12 protein-coding genes are annotated in these 15368 nt (G+C 43.8%); 9 read left to right on the top strand and 3 right to left on the bottom strand.

Annotation, left to right across the window (positions count from 1 at the left end):
- Window positions 1-4: 4 nt before the first annotated feature.
- On the bottom strand, window positions 5-1237 hold the full coding sequence (locus MKY87_RS30060; RefSeq protein ID WP_091030760.1) for a GAF domain-containing sensor histidine kinase: 1233 nt from the start codon (window positions 1235-1237) through the stop codon (window positions 5-7).
- Window positions 1238-1400: 163 nt separating this feature from the next.
- On the opposite strand from MKY87_RS30060, the gene MKY87_RS30055 reads away from it, so the two are divergent.
- The 5 genes from MKY87_RS30055 (at window position 1401) to MKY87_RS30035 (ending at window position 7594) form a co-directional block, all read left to right on the top strand.
- Window positions 1401-1709, top strand: a complete 309-nt coding sequence (locus MKY87_RS30055) for a hypothetical protein (protein WP_211083220.1) — start codon at window positions 1401-1403, stop codon at window positions 1707-1709.
- 187 nt (window positions 1710-1896) lie between these two features.
- Entirely contained in the window at window positions 1897-2469 is a 573-nt protein-coding gene (locus tag MKY87_RS30050; protein ID WP_165980272.1) for an esterase/lipase family protein, read from the top strand.
- A gap of 203 nt (window positions 2470-2672) precedes the next feature.
- Window positions 2673-3671: a helix-turn-helix transcriptional regulator gene (locus MKY87_RS30045; protein WP_340967699.1), complete on the top strand. Its 999-nt coding sequence runs from the start codon at window positions 2673-2675 to the stop codon at window positions 3669-3671.
- Between the two features lie 130 nt (window positions 3672-3801).
- A complete protein-coding gene (locus MKY87_RS30040) occupies window positions 3802-4596 on the top strand; it encodes an SDR family NAD(P)-dependent oxidoreductase (RefSeq protein ID WP_340967697.1) in 795 nt (264 codons plus the stop codon).
- Window positions 4597-4759: 163 nt separating this feature from the next.
- Window positions 4760-7594, top strand: a complete 2835-nt coding sequence (locus MKY87_RS30035; RefSeq protein ID WP_340967696.1) for a glycoside hydrolase family 2 TIM barrel-domain containing protein — start codon at window positions 4760-4762, stop codon at window positions 7592-7594.
- 106 nt (window positions 7595-7700) lie between these two features.
- Here the strand turns inward: MKY87_RS30035 and MKY87_RS30030 are convergent, their stop codons facing one another.
- The gene (locus MKY87_RS30030; protein WP_340967695.1) at window positions 7701-9074 is read right to left on the bottom strand and encodes a sugar phosphate nucleotidyltransferase; all 1374 of its coding nucleotides are present in this window, start codon (window positions 9072-9074) and stop codon (window positions 7701-7703) included.
- A gap of 17 nt (window positions 9075-9091) precedes the next feature.
- On the bottom strand, window positions 9092-9901 hold the full coding sequence (locus tag MKY87_RS30025) for a DUF6492 family protein (RefSeq protein WP_340967694.1): 810 nt from the start codon (window positions 9899-9901) through the stop codon (window positions 9092-9094).
- 202 nt (window positions 9902-10103) lie between these two features.
- Here MKY87_RS30025 and MKY87_RS30020 point away from each other — a divergent pair, with 202 nt between their 5' ends.
- From MKY87_RS30020 to MKY87_RS30005, 4 genes are all read left to right on the top strand, one after another.
- A complete protein-coding gene (locus MKY87_RS30020; RefSeq protein WP_340967692.1) occupies window positions 10104-10868 on the top strand; it encodes a YheC/YheD family protein in 765 nt (254 codons plus the stop codon).
- A 198-nt stretch (window positions 10869-11066) separates the two neighbouring features.
- Window positions 11067-11807: a LytR/AlgR family response regulator transcription factor gene (locus MKY87_RS30015; protein WP_340967690.1), complete on the top strand. Its 741-nt coding sequence runs from the start codon at window positions 11067-11069 to the stop codon at window positions 11805-11807.
- A 1-nt stretch (window position 11808) separates the two neighbouring features.
- On the top strand, window positions 11809-13107 hold the full coding sequence (locus tag MKY87_RS30010; RefSeq protein ID WP_340967689.1) for a sensor histidine kinase: 1299 nt from the start codon (window positions 11809-11811) through the stop codon (window positions 13105-13107).
- Window positions 13108-13217: 110 nt separating this feature from the next.
- The gene (locus MKY87_RS30005; protein WP_340967687.1) at window positions 13218-15269 is read left to right on the top strand and encodes a serine hydrolase domain-containing protein; all 2052 of its coding nucleotides are present in this window, start codon (window positions 13218-13220) and stop codon (window positions 15267-15269) included.
- Window positions 15270-15368: the final 99 nt, after the last annotated feature.

Genomic DNA, 15368 nt, shown 5'->3' with positions numbered 1-15368 from the left:
TCATTCAGATATTCGCATGGACTGTGGGTGCAGTGCTAGAAATATTAAAGACAAACTGACTGCCCAAATCACTGGAATCTTTAAGCCATACAACGCCACCCATTAATTCAGCGAGTTGTTTACAGATGGACAGGCCCAGCCCCGCTCCGCCATACTTTCCTGAATTACCATGAATCTGGGAGTAGGATTTAAATAACAGATCCTGGCGATCCTGCGGGATGCCGATGCCCGTATCCTTTATTTCGTAGGACGCATGGAGGGTACCTTCGGTATCAGCAGTTACCTGAGTAGAGATACATACTTCACCTTTCTCCGTAAATTTAAGTGCATTCCCAACAAGATTGATTAGAATCTGACGAACTTTGTGCTGATCGCCCATAAGCATCAGATGATCATTAATATTATATTCTGCGTACAACCTAATTCCTTTTTTCTGTGCTTCAGAAGAGAATAATTGTAATACATGTTCAACTGTTTCAGTGACACTATAGGGCTTGATCTCCAGAGAGATCGCACCAGCTTCTGCTTTGGAGTAGTCCAGAATCTGATCCATCATCGACAGAAGGCTGGCGCCACTTGACTCAATGACATTAACATATAACGATTGATCCTCACTCAGCCTGGTCGATTGCAACAGATTGGCCATTGCAAGAACACCATTCATTGGCGTTCGGATTTCGTGGCTGAGAACGGCCAGCAAATTTTTCTTTTCTTCAAGCACTTTTGCAGCGGTCTCTTCCGCCTGTTTTAACTGTTGCAGAGTTGTTTCCATCTCAAGAAGACTCGTGAAAAATGAAGATAAGGAGAGTAATAAATCCACGTCCTTTTGTTGATAGGAATAGAAATCCTGATCAAATGAGCAAAGGGAGCCGTAAATTTCTCCGTTCTCATTATGTATGGGCACACCGACAAATGAGCAGCCACCTACGAATTCGGTTGCGTCCATATGTCTGGTTAATGGATGAGTCAGATTATTATTGATCACCAACGGACCTTGGGAATGTTCAGTCACAAGTGCACAGTATGACTCGGCGTTATCAACGACCAGCCCTTCACCCAGGATTAGTTTGTCGCGATTATATACGTTTAGAACTTTGGTGGATAGATGATCCAACTGGGCAATACAAAACGTATTTGCAGGAATTAATCTGCTTGCCGTGTCCATAACGTTAGCAGCCGAATCATATAATTTATGTGAGACAATGGATAGTACATCAATGAATTCTGTTTTCAACATATTGATTTGACTCCTCCTGATTGTAGAAATTCGTTGTGCACTGTATTCAGTATATATGAATTCGAAGAATCGATCATGTATGGTTTTGACAGTGGAAGACGGAAATGAGAAAATATAATGCTGTGCAACATGTATATATTAATAAAGTTTTGGAGGCAAATCAATGAATCAACGTTTTCGAATTACCCGATCCATGCAAGATAGTAATGCCGAACAATCCATCTCGCTGGAAGAGTGCAAACTTTACTTTGAATCCCAACCCGATTTTACCTATTCACCGGTTCTTAACATTGTAGGAGCTGAAAGCACCATGACCATCGAGGGGGACTTTTTTATGTGGGACCTTGAGGGTGCACAGATTGCTTTTCGTTTGTACATGGGGGATCTGTATGTAGCTATTTCTAACGAAGCTATTGTACCCAAAATGATTGAGATTGCAACGGAACTACGTGCGGATATCGTTGAAGGATAAGAAGTAGAGAACTAGAGTTTGATAAAGTTGTAATCATGTTAGTTGTAGTATGCTTTAGACATTCTTGTAAAAATGAGACTAAAGATTCATTTATATTCCATATGTTAGATTGTAATATATGGAATATAAAACATTTTACAGGAGAGTGAATGAAGTGAAAAAGACCAAATTAATACTTGCTGTAATCATGAGTATGATCCTTGCCTTATCGGTACCTGGAATAGGATCGAGTACAAAGGCTTCTGCAGCTACGGCGCGTACACCTATTGTATTGGTACATGGATTGACCGGTTCAGATAGCAATTTTACAGCAATTGAGAGTTATTTGCGTAGCCAAGGGTGGACAAGAGACGAATTATTTGCAATTGACCTTCCTAGCAAACAAGGAAATCAGCTGTTGAACTCCGCAGCAATTAGTCGATTCGTAGATGATGTTCTAAACCAAACGGGTCACACGAAAGTGAATATTATAGCTCATAGTATGGGTGGAGCTAATAGTCTCTATTACATACTTAACCGTGGAGGCGCTTCCAAAGTGGATAAGTTGATTACCCTTGGCGGGGCTAATCGATTGACCACAACGACAGCTCCGAGTGGAATAAAGGTGACTTCGATCTATTCCACCAGTGACACGATTGTGTCCCCGGTACTTTCCCGGTTGAATGGGGCGAACAACGTTTCGGTTTCCCTCGTATCCCATATCGGTCTGCTGTTTAACTCACGGGTGAATGCACTGATCAAAACTGCGTTGAACGAGTAGCTGACATTATAAAATGGCAAAAAAATGTACATTTTTTCATAATATACTGAATGATTGACTTGAACACGACTGACCATTCATGGTTAGTCGTGTTTTCGTATTACCTGGAAATGGCTTGCCGAGGTAGGATTCAAAAATAGGTGCATCCATTCTATAATTAGAAATCAGAATAAAAATGGAACAAGTTAAAGGAGTCTGTATACATGCAACCTCAACCGAATGATCGAATTAAGGTTCACCCAGGATTTTGGGCTGGATTACATCAATTAGGGATTGGTGTTGATGACATCGCTCGCACAGCACAACTATCTATTGAGACAATAAATAAATCAGTAGTGACCCAATCTCAATACTTTGCAATCTGGCAGGCGTACTCTGATCTGATTGGGGACACCGCCGAGGGCATCATCAAACTTGCAATCGGATATGAGATATCGAAGTATCCTCCGCCTGTACTGGCAATGTATCATGCTCGTGATTATCGTGATGCGTTGAATCGCATGGTGCGTTACAAGCAAATGTGTCCTCCCGAGAGTTTGCAGATTACCGAAGCAAGGGAGGAATGTATCATTGAACTCGAATGGTTATATAAGGGGCAACCAGGTCCGCCATTACTGGTCGGTATTACGCTGGCATTTCTGATCGAACTTGGACGGAGGGGCACAGGACAGCCTTTGATTGCCAAACGGGTTGAGTTCTCCCAACCGATGGGTGACGTAGCCACCCTTGAGGCCTACTTCGGCTGCCGAGTCGATACGAATTCCAACTATAATCGGCTGACGCTAGAACGGAAAGATCTGAGACTTCCATTTCTATCGTATAACGAGGAGTTACTGGAGATTCTGACCCCGGCTCTGGATCGGTCGCTGGACGAACAAGAGAGCAATCGTTCCGTTACTGAAGTGGTCAAATGGATTATGAAACGCAGCCTCACAGGAAAGCGCCCTGACATCCAGACGGTCGCCAAAGAGCTTCGCATGAGTGATCGTACTTTGCAGCGGCGACTGACGGAGGAGAACACAAACTTCAAGCAATTATTAACAGAGGCTAGACGTGAGCAGGCCCGAGCGTACCTTGCAGATCCTTCGCTCGATATCAAAGAAGTGGCATTTCTGGTTGGATATGAAGATCAGAATTCATTCTATCGTGCTTTCAAGACCTGGGAAGGGGATACACCTTCAAATTGGCGTGTGAGGCAATAATTCTGGCGCAAAGTGCTAGTTACTAGGCCCTTTAGACTGCGTAATATTATATCTATCCGGTGCATGAAGGTGTTGGCAATGTTCAAGAAGCACCTGCCGGATAGTTGTAATCAAGAAGGAGAAATGCAGGATGGATATGGGACTAAAAGAGAAAACAGCACTAGTTACAGGATCAACAAAAGGAATCGGTAAAGCAATTGCTTTAGAGCTCGCCCGAGAAGGTGTTCATGTTCTTATTAATGGACGCAATGATGAAGATGTGGAACAAACCGTTCGTGAAATCAAGTCCACTTTTCCGGAGACCTCTCCGCAAAAGGCCACGGCTGATCTTGTGGATCTGGAGCAAAGACAAGCTTTATTTGAGAAGTTCCCTGAGGTTGATATTTTAGTGAATAGCATGGGCATATATGAGATCATGAGTTATGAAGACGTGAACGATGAAGTGTGGGAGAAATATTTCCGTACCAATGTATTGGCTGCCAATGGCTTGTCTCAATTTTATTTACCTAAAATGGTGAAGAACAATGACGGACGTATTATATTTATCGCGAGTGAAGAAGCTATTATGCCCTCAGGCCAGATGCCCCAATATTGCATGACCAAGTCAATGTTGCTGTCATTATCCAAAAGTTTGTCCAAACTGACAGCAGGAACCGAGGTTACGATCAATACGATCCTGCCAGGTCCAACACTGTCCGAAAACGTACAAGAAATCATTGAGGGCATATACCCTGATGAGACGTTGACTTTTGAGGAAAAAGAGAAGGACTTTATGAAAAGCAATCTGCCTCAGTCTGAATTACAGCGATTCATCAAACCAAGTGAAATAGGCAGACTCGCAGCTTTTGTATGCAGTCCGTATGCATCAGCCTTTAGAGGATCTCCCATCCGAATGGACGGTGGCATGGTTCCCACCATATTTTAAAATTGTTGAGGATACAGCATATGTATCCTCAAGAAGTCGCCAGTATTGGCGACTTTTTTTATGTATAAGATCTATGCGAGGAGCGTAAATCGAGTTTATAATACAGGTATGATTTATCGAAAACGGTTTCTGTTATTTGGAAGCGATTACTTGTATCCATTAGATGAACTTAAAAGGGGATTATATGATGATAGCTGCACTGACTCTGGAAGGTGTCTGGAAACTTCAACTTGATGAACATAAGGTGGAACGTGGTCTGAATTTTTCAGATGTCATTACATTGCCCAATACCACATCTCATGCGGCAAAGGGAAAGAAAAACGAACATGTGTTAATCGGTGCACTGACGGATGAGTATTTATTTGAGGGTTATGCCTGGTTTTCACGAGAAATTGAAATTCCCGAACACTTGGCTGACAAACGTTGCTTTTTACATCTGGAAAGAACTCGAGTAACTACAATCTGGATCGATGGGGTGGAATGGGGAACGCAAAACAGTCTGAACACACCTCACCGTTACGAGATAGAGGCAGGGTTAACCGCCGGGACTCATACAATTACCATTCGAGTAGATAATACCGATTATCCAACCAAAGGTGGGCACCTTACATCCGAAGACACGCAGACGAATTGGAACGGCATCACCGGGAAGATGGAACTTCAGTTTTTTGAGTGTGTTTATCTGGATAATGTTCAAGTTTATCCGGTTCTGGCGACTCGATCTTTCGATATTAAGGCAGCGCTTGTGGGTGATCAGCAAGGCGTGCAAATCGTCGTATCGGCTGTTGCTGTCAGTGCAGATCCGGTGTTTACGACGGAGGAACAGATTTTCACCCCGGATTCGCAGGAAATTCAGTTGACGTATAAGATTGGCGAAGATGCCATGTTATGGAGTGATGATGAGCCTAATCTGTACCAACTTCACATTCATCTGCAAGACCAGAACGGGGAAGTGCTGGATTCAACCGAAGTATGGGCGGGATTACGGGATTTCCGGGCGGCTGGGGACAAATTCACGATTAATGGTCGCAAAACGTTTCTTCGAGGCAAACATGACGGGTTAATCTTTCCGCTCACGGGATACGCGCCAACAGATGTGAACGAATGGGTTCGTATTCTCGCTATCTCCAAGTCCTACGGCATCAATCACTACCGTTTCCATACCTGCTGTCCTCCAGAGGCTGCTTTTATAGCAGCGGATCTGTTAGGCATCTACATGGAGCCTGAGCTTCCGTTCTGGGGAACCATTACGGATGAATCTTCGGATGGGCATAATCAAGCCGAGCAAGATTACTTGATCAGCGAGGGATTTGCAATGTTGCGAGCTTTTGGTAATCATCCTTCGTTTGTCATGATGTCCATGGGGAATGAACTATGGGGAAGCAAGGATAGACTGAATTCGATCCTGAAGGCATACAAAGCATATGATCCTCGTCATCTATACACCGAAGGTTCCAATAACTTTCAGTTTGTGCCGGACATTCTGGAGGAAAGTGAATTCTTCTGCGGGGTTCGTTTCTCCAAAGAGCGCCTGTTCAGAGGTTCATATGCAATGTGTGATGCTCCGCTCGGTCACGTGCAGACCGACCTGCCAAATACATTGAAAGATTACGATTCAAACATTGTACCTGAGCAAGGCAGCGATGCTGACCCTTCTGGTCAGACTGGGGACAAAGAGATTCAGATTCAGTATGGGACAGGTTCCAAAACAGTGCAGGCCGAAGCTGGAAGTGACCAACTTGTCTCACACGTACCAATCATTTCGCATGAAATTGGACAGTACGCCACGTTTCCTAATTTCGAGGAGATCAACAAGTATACGGGTTCTCTCAAAGCCAAGAATTTCGAAGTGTTTCGAGAGCGTCTGAATGCCAAAGGACTGGGACATCTGACGGAAGCATACTTCAGAGCCTCTGGTAAACTCGCGGTCGCATGTTACAAGGAAGAACTGGAAGCTGCTTTTCGTTCGCAGCAACTAGCCGGGTTCCAGCTGCTGGATCTTCAGGATTTCAGTGGTCAGGGAACAGCGCTGGTGGGCGTACTGGACGCATTCATGGATTCCAAAGGCATGATTACGCCTGAGGAGTGGAGAACGTTTTGTTCCGACGCTGTGTTGTTGGCGAGATTCCCCAAATATAATTATCAAGCGGGTGAATTGTTCGAAGCACGCATTGAACTAAGTTACTTCCGCAGAAAGGCATTGGACGGACTTCATCTGAAGTGGGAGCTACATGGTGAGGATTCCACCCTTGCAGAAGGAAAAACAGACCTTCCATCATTCCATGGAGAACACTATGTGAGTATCACAAATCTCTGTATTCATATCCCAATAGTCTCCAAGATGACCAAGATGGAACTGTTACTTACCATTCCAGGTACGGATATCCGCAAGTCCTATGACCTTTGGGCCTACCCGAGCCAACTGGACGTGGAATTGACCGGATTAAATCTATTTACCAAACTCTCGGACCAGGCGCTGGCCTTGCTAGAGCAGGGAGAGGATATCATGCTTTTCCCAAATCCCGACCAGATTCAACATGGGATTCAAGGTTTCTATAGCACCGATTTCTGGTCTTATCCTATGTTTCGTTCCATATCAGAGAATATGAAAAGAGAGGTTCCCGTGGGCACGATGGGCTTGTTAATTCAGAGGGATCATCCAGCATTCGAACATTTTGTCACGGAAGATTACTCGACCTATCCGTGGTGGAATATCGTATCCAACTCGTCCTCGATGATTTTGGATGAACTTGGCCCAGGAATTACGCCGATCGTGCAGACCATTGATAATTTTGAACGGAACCATAAGCTCGGACTGTTGATGGAGTGCCGGGTGCGGAATGGCAGAGTGCTGATGGGAGCGCTGAATCTGGAGAGTCTAATGACTACATTGGAGGGCAAACAGTTGTTATACAGCTTCCAGCGTTATGTACAGAGTTCCGCTTACCAGCCAGTTGCACGTCTGGAAGTAGAGGAACTTCGCCAGTTGTTTAACTAAGATATAGGGAGAAGAAGTGTCAGGTTTCCCTTAATTATGCCAATGAGCCCCTTCCGCGAATGGAAGGGGCTATAAGACACGCAGATTGAATCGGTTCATTTTCCCATTAAGCGTTAAATGAACCTGCACTTTTTAGGATTACATTCCAATCTTCTTCTTCAAAAAGTATGTTGTCTTTATCCTCTGTTACTCCGATCCGGACCTCAAGGATCACCATCCTGGTTTCAGCCAGAATAGAAAAGAGACTCTCCTTGGTAATCGCAAACTGATTGCCCATACTCACTTGCATGACCTTTCCGTTAACAAGCACTTGCCCACTGCCTGCAAGCATGGTCCATGCTCTACACCCAGTTCTATGCCAGTTCAACCCGATATGTTTGCCCGGTAGAACCGTTATGTTTAATGTGGTTACTGTTCTATTCTCATCTTCTAACGTACTTTCAATGACACGATAATTGCCCCAGGTTGCTTCACCATACATCGGTTTTAATGGCAAGTTACCCAATTGCGCTTTAATTTCATTTGAATTATTTTTGTTGGCAATGAGAATGCCATCCGGACTTGCGGCAGCGATAATACCTGGCACGCCAATGACTTGGATGGGGTAGGGAAGCTCGTTAATAATATAGGAATCGGAGGAAGAACCCGAGATTTCACCGTGTCCGATTACATGGGTATCTAACTGTGCGCACAGCGTATCCCAGCTTCCGATATCCTGCCATACTCCCTTATAAGGCAGGACTACGGCCCGCTGCGCCTTTTCTGCAACATGCTTGTCAAAAATTCGTTCAGGCAACGCTTCATACAGGGACAACAATTGATCATAATGAACCGGAAGCCCCATTTTTTTAATATGGGATATCATAAACGCGACGGTGAACGCGTACACACCACAGTTCCATAGTGCCCCACGTTGTAGCAGAGTTTCAGCAATGGTGGCTTCTGGTTTTTCTATAAATTGTGTTATGGGCGCATAAGCATTACGTTCTTCCCCACCCGGCAGGATGTATCCATACTGTTCTGAAGCATGTGTAGGCCTTGTCCCAATTAAAGCGATATCGGCTTGAGAATGTTTCAATATGTCCGGCAGTAATTGGAAGTTGCTGAAAAAATCTTCACCTGCGAACACATCAGCTGGCGCGATACAGATCACATCGTCATCTTTGGCCATTCGGAAGGATTGCAGATATAACGTCGCTAAGGCAGCCGCAGTAAAAGTGCCTCGTTTATAAGGTTCACCAATGACTGGTATTTTGCCTTGAGTATGTCGTGCCGTAATATTAGCCTGATCCTGATGTGAAATAATGAGCGTTGAATCCGTTAGGGATGAACTGTCAAGCTGGCGGCATACTCTGCTGATCATGGATTCCCTACCTCCAGCGGGTGATGGAAGTATATCTATGAACAGCTTGGAGCGAAGCTCATTGGATAACGGCCAGAGCCTTTTGCCAGAGCCGCCGCACAGCATTACGATATGCATGGGCTTCCTCCTTAAGCTCATGGAGCTTTACTATAGATTTTCCGTTTATGAAAGGAAAGAGAACGATATTTAAGAGCCAGATTACGGATTTGTTGCTCTTTTAACGAAGAAGCGTTCACATGCAGACTTTTATTCTTGGAACTTCTAAGGACCATGCTGCCTGGGTTCTTCGTATACATAAAATTGGCATACGTTTCATACTCGGAGAAACCAAACTGTTTTTTCTTATTGATACTGGAGATGATCGCTTTGTACCATGGCAGCTTATGAACCGCTTCAATTTTCTGTTTTAAGGCAGCGAGTTTCGATTTGTCGAACAGCATATAATGGGTGACAAAAGAGCGGGGACGCGGGGCTTTCATGCCTAACAACTTGCGGTAGGTATTAAAATATTCCGGCTGGCTCCAGTCACGGCAGTAAAATACTGTTTTGCCTTCTACAAGAAATGAATGAGGTTTAATCAGTACGGTATCTGCATCCATGACTAGAAAGTACTTTGCCTTCACAATGGAATCTCCGTTCATTTTGAGCAGCTGTTGATATAACCAGCCTGACCGATTCCATCGGGAGGACTGGTAGTGTATGTCGTTTTTGGTTATAGGCAGGACGGATCGCTCATTAACAAAAATGCAGTTTTTGAGGGTACAAAGTTTTCTGATTTTGGTGCTTACCGGAGAAACAATATATATGCTTCCAATGGGATGGTTTACATAACGGCGAATGTTATCAATGACGAGGGGAAGGGTAGCCAAATCTTTCTCGATCGCTGGTATCAGAACATCAATCTTAGGCGCATTATTCAACCGGATTTCAGGCAGGACGGACATTTACTCATCTCCTTGCACAAATCGTGATGACTCATTATATGGTATGTGTGCAAAAGTGTTTTGGTCAGGGCATGTGCAAATATACATTTTTACGAATAGGGGCTTTTGTTGAGGGCTCCTTTATCGGTATTACATATAATGCATGCAGGATCTTGATCAAACAGCGGGCTATGATGCGGTTGCTGAAGGGAGAGTTTACGACATGGGAGTTGATAAATTGCAGCCGTTAAGAAGCAAGTGGTTAAAAACAAAATTGATCATTAATAATGAATTAATTAAACCGTTTATCCCCGACACACAGAAATATAACAAAACGAATCTGAAATCCATGATCAGCAAATATGGAATGGTCTATGTCAAACCCGAGAGAGGTACTTTCGGGATGGGTGTTATTAAGGCCGAGATGGAAAGTCATCAACATTTTGTCTATCAGATAGAGCAAAAACGCCTGACGTTTGACAGCTTTGAATCGTTTTATAGTAGTCTGACTCGTTTGGTGAATAAAAGAAGTTATCTGATTCAGAGAGGAATCCATCTGCTTAAACACAATAACAGACGTTTTGACATCCGAGTCATGATACAGCTAAGCCCGACCAAACATTGGGAAGCTACCGGAATCATTGGCCGACTGGGTCATCCTAAGAAAATCGTAACCAATTATCATAGTGGTGGTACACCGATGGATATTCACAAGCTGCTACAATCGCATGCATCCACAAAACGCAGGAATGAACTAGTTCAGGAGATGAATGAGCTTAGCCTGCGCATAGCTCGTCATATGAAAAAAAAGTACCCGTATCTAAAGCAAATCGGTGTAGATATCGGCCTTGACCACAGTCTGAAACCCTGGATTATTGAGGTAAATGTCAAACCTGACCCATTTATATTCAATCAATTAAAGGACAAGACGATGTATCGCAAGGTAATACGATATTACCGCCATGCTTTCCCCACAAAAACAGAATAACAGACCGGACTTTTCATAGAAATGACTGGAGAAGGTCTCAAGCTCAAGAGTCGCCAATGTGGCGACTTTTTTTGTTGATCTGCGTTTTAGGGTCGGAATAATGCATTTCATCCCAATTCGACTCCGAAACCTATGCTAAAATAGTATATTCGAGAGTGAAATTCAGAGTCGATGTCGATGAAAGGCGGATGTTCCCCCATGTTCAATATTGCAATCTGTGATGATGAGGAGCAGCAACGAGAACATGTGAAAACGATGCTGGTCTCCTTATCTCTAAAAACCAATTTTGATTTTCAAATTAGCCTATTCACATCTGGTGAACAGCTGCTCTCGCATTACAGAGAGGTTGGGGATACATTTCATATTCTCATCTTGGATGTGGAGATGGGCGGAATGAACGGGATTCAGACCGCTAAAGAGATCAGGGACATGAAGTTTCTGGATGTACAGATTATGTTCTTGACCAGTTACCCGGAATACATGGTGGAGAGCTTTGATGTCATCACCTTCCAATATCTGATCAAGCCAATTCAGCCGCAAGTTTTCGAGGAAAAGATGATTAAGCTGTGTCAATATTTTCAGGCATTGGACAAAAAGTATGTATTAATCAAATCAGACTATGATGAACTGCTGCTGAAATATGATGATATTCTCTGGATTGAGGTCGTCAAAAGTTTAACGATCAAGAACAAGTTGAATTTTGTGACACAGGAAAATGTACATGAGACCAAAGGCATTTTATCCAGCTACGCTACCGGTTTGAAAGACCATGGTTTCTTGCAGATTCATCGCTCGATTATCATCAACCTGATGCATGTTCAGAAGTTTTCCGGTACCCAAGTTGTTATGTTGAATGGAACGGAATTGCCCATAGGCAGATCCAAGGTCAAAGAAGTCAAGGATGCGTACACCAAATACATGATTATGAGGATTCAATGATATGGATGCCTATATGATCTTTTCCATCATCTTTGTGACCTTACTTATGGCATTTCAGGCGAATTTTTATTTTGATTCTGTGCTGGGTAAGTCCAAGCGGAAGCCACAGAGAGTTTTCTATTTCATCGTATTTTTGATGCTGGGTTATTTTTATTTGGCATCTTCCTTCTCCGATCTCGTTTCCACTGCAGTTGCTCTGCTATTAATCTTCAGTCTGGCACAGTCCTATGAAGTGGAGTTCAAAATCAAGCTTGTTTTCACCATCCTGTATGGGGTCTTGATTACTATGGCGAATACGATAGCGGTATATATTCTCGGAGTTGTGGAATCGACAGATTTCATTTCATGGGAACAGTTCAACGGAGATAACCACTGGATTCTCTCCAAGGTGATGTTACTGGGTTGTAGCATCATGTTCATTGTTATTCAAGTTGTCCGTCTAGTCGCCAAACGTAGAAGTTTTGCCGTGCACTATCGTTATTATTTGCTGTTTCTCATCGTGCCGATCATTACGATCTATCAAATCAATGTGGCCTCCATCTATAGTGAAAAAAACATATTTTACGTCTTTTCTGTATTAGGCTCTCTTTTTCTCAACGTGTTCATTGTTTATGTATTCGATAATATGGTGGAAAAGGTACAGCTCACGCATGAAAATAACCAGTTACAGCGTCAGATGGACTACCAGGATGCCAACTATGAGAAGACCGTTCACAGTTTCAAAAACATTAAATCCATCATCCATGATATCAATCAGCAATTTCTGTATATTGATGAATGCATCCAACGTAACGAACTGACGGCGGCAGGGGATCATATCAAGTCTACATTAAATACCATTGAAGGTGCGTATCAGCGGGTGAATTCCGGCAATCTGGTCATTGATGCTCTTGTTACGAATACCCTGGCTATGGGACAGGCAAATGGAATCAAAATCGACACCAAAATCCAGCTCCACTCGCAACATATCCAGATCGATCGCTATGATCTGTGTGTGGTGCTGGGTAACATGCTCGATAACGCGATTGAAGCCTCCAAGAAGGTTAGACAAGCGGAGGATCGATATGTCCTCATTGCCATTCACTCGACGTCATCTGCACTCGTCATCCAAATTATGAATCATGTTGAGCAACCGATAGTTGACTTGAAAAGTGAAAAGCCTAATCCGGAGTACCATGGCATCGGTCTAACCAATATATCGCGAATGTGCGAGAAATATGGTGGACATATGAGTATTGAGCATCAGCATCGGAAGTTTAACAACATGGTCGTACTTCCGTTCCACACCGACAATCCCTGAACCTGCCGTTCAGGGGTTGTTTTTTTCCATTCAGGGTCCGTTTGCGTTCGAACAGTCTCTTCCCGGATATGATGAATTCATTCATAAGAACATTTGAGGGAGGACATGGGATGAAAAAATTAATTAGTCTTTTATGTACAGCGGTGCTTGTCATTACACCGCTGGCAGATGTCAGCGCAGAGGCGAATAACAGCAGTACGATTGAGGCACGGGCGGAGCAGATCGCCACGCAGATGGTGCAAAACTACGGTGTCACCAGTGTGCAATATGCGATCATGGATGAAGGAGAATTCATTTTATCAGATAGTGTAGGACTACACGACAAGGCATCACAGAAGCCAGTAGACGAGGATAGCATGTATGGCATAGGTTCGGTTAGTAAAATGGTTGTTACGGCAGCCGCCATGAAGCTGGTTGATTCCGGAAAAATAGATCTGGATGAGCCGCTTACTTCGTATATTAAGGACTTTAAGATGGCAGATGCGCGATATACGCAAATCACACCGCGCATGTTGATGAATCATTCATCTGGTCTTTACGGAACACATTATGGAAACAGCATGTTGTTTGACGATAATGACAGCCGCAATCATGATGAACTATTGCTCAAACTTCAGTCCGAAAAACTGAAATCCAAACCTGGCGAATACTCCGTCTACGCCAATGACGGTTTTCAATTGCTTGAAATCCTGGTTGAACGGGTGAGTGGGTTAAGCTACAGCGAATATATCGCCAAGTACATCAGCGAGCCGTTGAAGTTGGAATCAACGAAGACACCACTAGATTCCTTTGACAGAGCGCAATTATCCGAAACCTATTGGCCTACACTTGAGATGACGATGCCTACCGAAAATGCAAACATTATCGGCACAGGCGGGGTGTACTCTACCGCAGAAGAATTGAGTCAATTCGGAGAGGTTTTAATGGGGAACCGACCCGATATTCTGTCCGAATCTGCTGTGAAGGCCATGCAATCTCATGAATATCGGAAGGGCATATGGGTATCTGATGAGCAAAATACGATCAATTATGGCTTGGGGTGGGATTCGGTTGAGCTTGCACCTTTCAGCGATTATGGGGTTACCGCGCTTGCCAAAGGCGGGGATACCATGTTGTACCATGCCGTGTTAATCACTATACCTGAACATGATATTTCAATGGCGGTCCTATCCTCTGGCGGATCTTCCGTCTACAATCAGATGTTTGCCAGCAAAGTGCTGCTGGACGTTCTGGAGGGTCAGGGCATCATCAACGATGTTCAGCCTGATCAGACATTCTCACCACCTGTCAAAGTGAAGATGCCAACAGAATTAAGCGCGTACTCCGGTCTCTATGGTACGGTAGGAGAGACATTGGATATAGCGATTAAGGATGGTGAGATGCAACTGCCTGCCTTGCTGGGAGGAATTATTCCTGAGCAGAACTATGTCTACACAGGCGACGAACATTTTACAAGTGCGGATGGCAGTGTGAAAGCTAGTTTTGTGAAGGAACGTAATGACAAGGTGTATGTTAAAGTTCAGGCGATTATAACGTTACCCGGCATAGGTCAAACGGTGATGAACACGTATGATTATCAAAAACTGGATCATAATGCGCTTGACGCAACAACCAAAGAGAAATGGACAGCTCGTGACGGCTCGAAATATTACGCGTTGGATGAAAAAATAACGTCGATCTTTTATCTGCTTCCATCGATGCTGATCAAGAACCTGTCTGTTGATGCCCAAAATGGCTATGCAAATGGCACGCAAATCATGGATGCAAACAACGCAGAGAATATAGCCGAGATTCCTGTAATGAACGGAAGAGACGCGTTTGATCTGCAATTTTACACAAAGAATGGCGCCGAGATTTTGATCCAGGATGGGCAAGAATACATTGCCGAGGATGCGATTACTCCAATCTTTGGTGGGAAAAAAGGAATTACAACTATTCCGGCAAACGGTCAAGCGCGGTGGTATGCGATCGACGCCCGATCGGGTAACAAATCCATCATGGTGGATTCTCCGAAGACCGGAGGTTATGCAGTGTATAATGATAAGGGTGAAATGGTTGACTTCTCTTTAGCAACTAAACAGGAATCGACGAAGCTCCCGAAAAGTGGTTTTATCGTTTTTGGTGGGGATGCCGGTGATGTATTCCAGATTGAATTAAAGTAAAGCAGGGACTGAGTTACAAAATTGTCGTGCGCAACTTGTCACATAAATAATGTCGTATTCAGGAAGTCGCCTTATGGCGGCTTTTTTGATATTTTCTTT

Source organism: Paenibacillus sp. FSL R7-0198, from assembly GCF_038000415.1.
In the GTDB taxonomy this organism is placed as follows: Bacteria; Bacillota; Bacilli; order Paenibacillales; family Paenibacillaceae; genus Paenibacillus.
This window is presented reverse-complemented; position numbering and strand designations above follow the sequence as displayed.

Excerpts from the sequence above, each read along its gene's own strand:
- MKY87_RS30060 (WP_091030760.1), bottom strand. The coding sequence starts at position 1,237 with ATGTTGAAAACAGAATTCATTGATGTACTATCCATTGTCTCACATAAA.
- MKY87_RS30055 (WP_211083220.1), top strand. The coding sequence starts at position 1,401 with ATGAATCAACGTTTTCGAATTACCCGATCCATGCAAGATAGTAATGCC.
- MKY87_RS30050 (WP_165980272.1), top strand. The coding sequence starts at position 1,897 with ATGAGTATGATCCTTGCCTTATCGGTACCTGGAATAGGATCGAGTACA.
- MKY87_RS30045 (WP_340967699.1), top strand. The coding sequence starts at position 2,673 with ATGCAACCTCAACCGAATGATCGAATTAAGGTTCACCCAGGATTTTGG.
- MKY87_RS30040 (WP_340967697.1), top strand. The coding sequence starts at position 3,802 with ATGGATATGGGACTAAAAGAGAAAACAGCACTAGTTACAGGATCAACA.
- MKY87_RS30035 (WP_340967696.1), top strand. The coding sequence starts at position 4,760 with ATGAACTTAAAAGGGGATTATATGATGATAGCTGCACTGACTCTGGAA.
- MKY87_RS30030 (WP_340967695.1), bottom strand. The coding sequence starts at position 9,074 with ATGCATATCGTAATGCTGTGCGGCGGCTCTGGCAAAAGGCTCTGGCCG.
- MKY87_RS30025 (WP_340967694.1), bottom strand. The coding sequence starts at position 9,901 with ATGTCCGTCCTGCCTGAAATCCGGTTGAATAATGCGCCTAAGATTGAT.
- MKY87_RS30020 (WP_340967692.1), top strand. The coding sequence starts at position 10,104 with ATGGGAGTTGATAAATTGCAGCCGTTAAGAAGCAAGTGGTTAAAAACA.
- MKY87_RS30015 (WP_340967690.1), top strand. The coding sequence starts at position 11,067 with ATGTTCAATATTGCAATCTGTGATGATGAGGAGCAGCAACGAGAACAT.
- MKY87_RS30010 (WP_340967689.1), top strand. The coding sequence starts at position 11,809 with ATGGATGCCTATATGATCTTTTCCATCATCTTTGTGACCTTACTTATG.
- MKY87_RS30005 (WP_340967687.1), top strand. The coding sequence starts at position 13,218 with ATGAAAAAATTAATTAGTCTTTTATGTACAGCGGTGCTTGTCATTACA.